Genomic DNA, 2,278 nt, shown 5'->3' with positions numbered 1-2,278 from the left:
CCGCCGGCGCCGGTCGTTGCGCCAGTGCTTGCGAAGACGCCGATGCTGGCGCCAAGCGTCGTGGTGCCGGTCGCCGCCGTGGTGCCGCCCGCCGCGCCGCTATACAGCACGTTGCTGGATGCCGTGGCGCTGGCGAAGCTCGTCGTGCCGCGCAGGTCGGCCGCCGTTGCACCGGCGATCGTGGTGGAGACGTTGGACTTGGTGGAGTAGCCGACCGTGGTCTGCAGCGCCTGGTTGGCAATCGACTTCGCGCTGTCGATCAGCTTCTGCAGCGAGGTCAGGCCGGTGTTGGCGGCCTGCAGCACCTGCACGCCGTTGGCGATGCTATCGAGCAGGTTGTTGATGTCGCTGGCGCGGTTGTCGAGCGACTGTGCCGTGAAGAAGTTGGTGGGATTGTCCAGGGCCGAGTTGACGCTCTTGCCGGTCGACAGACGGTTCTGTGTGGTGGCGAGAAGATCGGCGGTGGACTGGAGAGAGAGGAGGTTCTGACGAACCGACGCAGAGAGAACAATACCGGACATGACTCTTACCCTTCTGGCTTACGCGTCTTCGTTCGATCGCTTCTGGATCGAGTGACGGGGCCAGCGTGCCGCGACGTGGCTAACAAAGGGTGAAAGGACCGCAGCCTGCATAAGCGCCGGTTCACCATAAGCGCGCGGAAGGTGCGCGTGAGCTCGGCAATCAAGCTGAAATCATTGGCGTTTCTCCGCGCTTACGCTCCATTAACCATAACCGCTGGTTACTTTTTTCGAGCGCCGCCTCCCCTCTCGAAGTCTCCAGGCAGCAAGCAAAAAGAAAGCGGCGGGGCCGAAGCCCCGCCGCCGGATCTTGCTTGCGATGTCTGCCGCGACTTAGCGGAGCAGCTGCAGCACGCTCTGCTGCGACTGGTTGGCCAGCGACAGCGCGGAGACCGCGATCGACTGGCGGGTCGACAGCGCCTGGCTGTTGGCCGCTTCGACGTTGGTGTCGGCCAAGGTCAGGTTGGACGAACCCGTCTGCAGCACGTTGATCAGGTTCTTGTTGAAGTCCTGACGAACCTGCACGATCGTCAGGTTCGAACCGAGGCTCGAAGCTTCCGAACGCAGCGTGCTCGACGCGGAGTTCAGGTTGGTCAGCACCTTGTTGGTGGCGGCGTTGTCGATGAAGTCGACACCGCCGGTCAGGGCAGCGAGGCCGAGACCCTTGGAGTTGTAGGTCACGCCGGTGATGCTCAGGTTCGACTTGCCGGTCTCGTCGAACACCAGCTTGAGCTGGTCGCCGTTCAAGAGGTTGACGCCGTTGAACGAGGAGTCCTGCGCCGTGGAGTCGATCTGGTTCAGGATGTTGTTGTACTGAGACACCAGATTGGCACGCGAGGTCTGGGCAACCGTGTCCTGGACGGGGCTGGAAGCCGTCGAGAACGTCAGCGCCGTGGTCAGCGTGCCGCCGATCGCACCACCTGCGGCCGTCGAACCGATGGTCGAGGACGCGTAGTCGTTGGTGGTGGAGACCGTCAGCAGGCCGTTGGCGTCGATCGTCGCGGTCAGGTTGTTGGCCTGAAGCTTCGAGTTGAGCTGATCGAGCGTCTTGACCGTGCCGTTGGTGCCGTCGCCGAAGGTGACGTCAACCGCGGTGCCGCCGTTGAAGGAGGAGAAGGTCAAGGTCTTGCCGGTGAGGCCGCCGACGCCCGAGGTACGCGCCGCGGTGAAAGCGGTCGAGGTCCCGGTGTTGCCGGCGAGGCCGAGCACGTTCAGCGCATTGCCGGTGCCGGTGACGGATAGATCGGCGTTGACGCCGGTCGAGATCTTGAGCTGACCCGAAGCGTTGATCGACGAGTTGGTCTGGCCAGTGGCCGTCGCGACCGTCGCGGTGCCGTTGGCGTTGATCGTCGCGGTCTGAACGCCGGTGGCAAGGTCGATCGCCTTCAAGACGTCGTTGACCGTGCCGGCCTGCAGGTAGACCGTCGAGTTGCCGTTGCCGTCGGTGAGGACGTTGCCGCTCGCACCATAACCGCTCGGAACGCTCGGAGCACCGGTCGAGCCCGGGATCGGCGCGTTCTTGAAGGTGATGACGTGACCGTCGACGTTCAGCGTCGAGCCGTCCGCGATCTCCGCACCCAGCGAGGCCGCGCTCGTGGTCCGGTTGACGTTGACCGTGGCGTTGCCGCCGCCCACAGAGTTCGTCAGGGCGAGGGCTTTGAGCAGGTCGGCCTTGCCGGTGACGCTCAGATCCGCGCCTGTCGAGCTCCTCAGCGTGACGGCACCGCCAGCAACGGTCGAGACACCAGCAGCACCACCTG

Annotated in this window: 2 protein-coding genes; both read right to left on the bottom strand. The window is 64.3% G+C overall.

The window, feature by feature from the left end; genetic code table 11:
- A partial coding sequence (locus RAD04_RS38445; protein WP_461627936.1) for a flagellin N-terminal helical domain-containing protein occupies positions 1 to 521 on the bottom strand: 521 nt, incomplete at its 3' end.
- Between the two features lie 330 nt (positions 522 to 851).
- Positions 852 to 2,278: DUF1522 domain-containing protein (locus RAD04_RS38440; RefSeq protein ID WP_461627935.1), on the bottom strand; the 1,427-nt coding region annotated here is incomplete at its 5' end.

It is taken from the genome of Bradyrhizobium sp. 25ACV (assembly GCF_054863005.1).
Note: the sequence above shows the minus strand (reverse complement) of the source record. Positions and strands in the feature narration are given on the sequence as shown.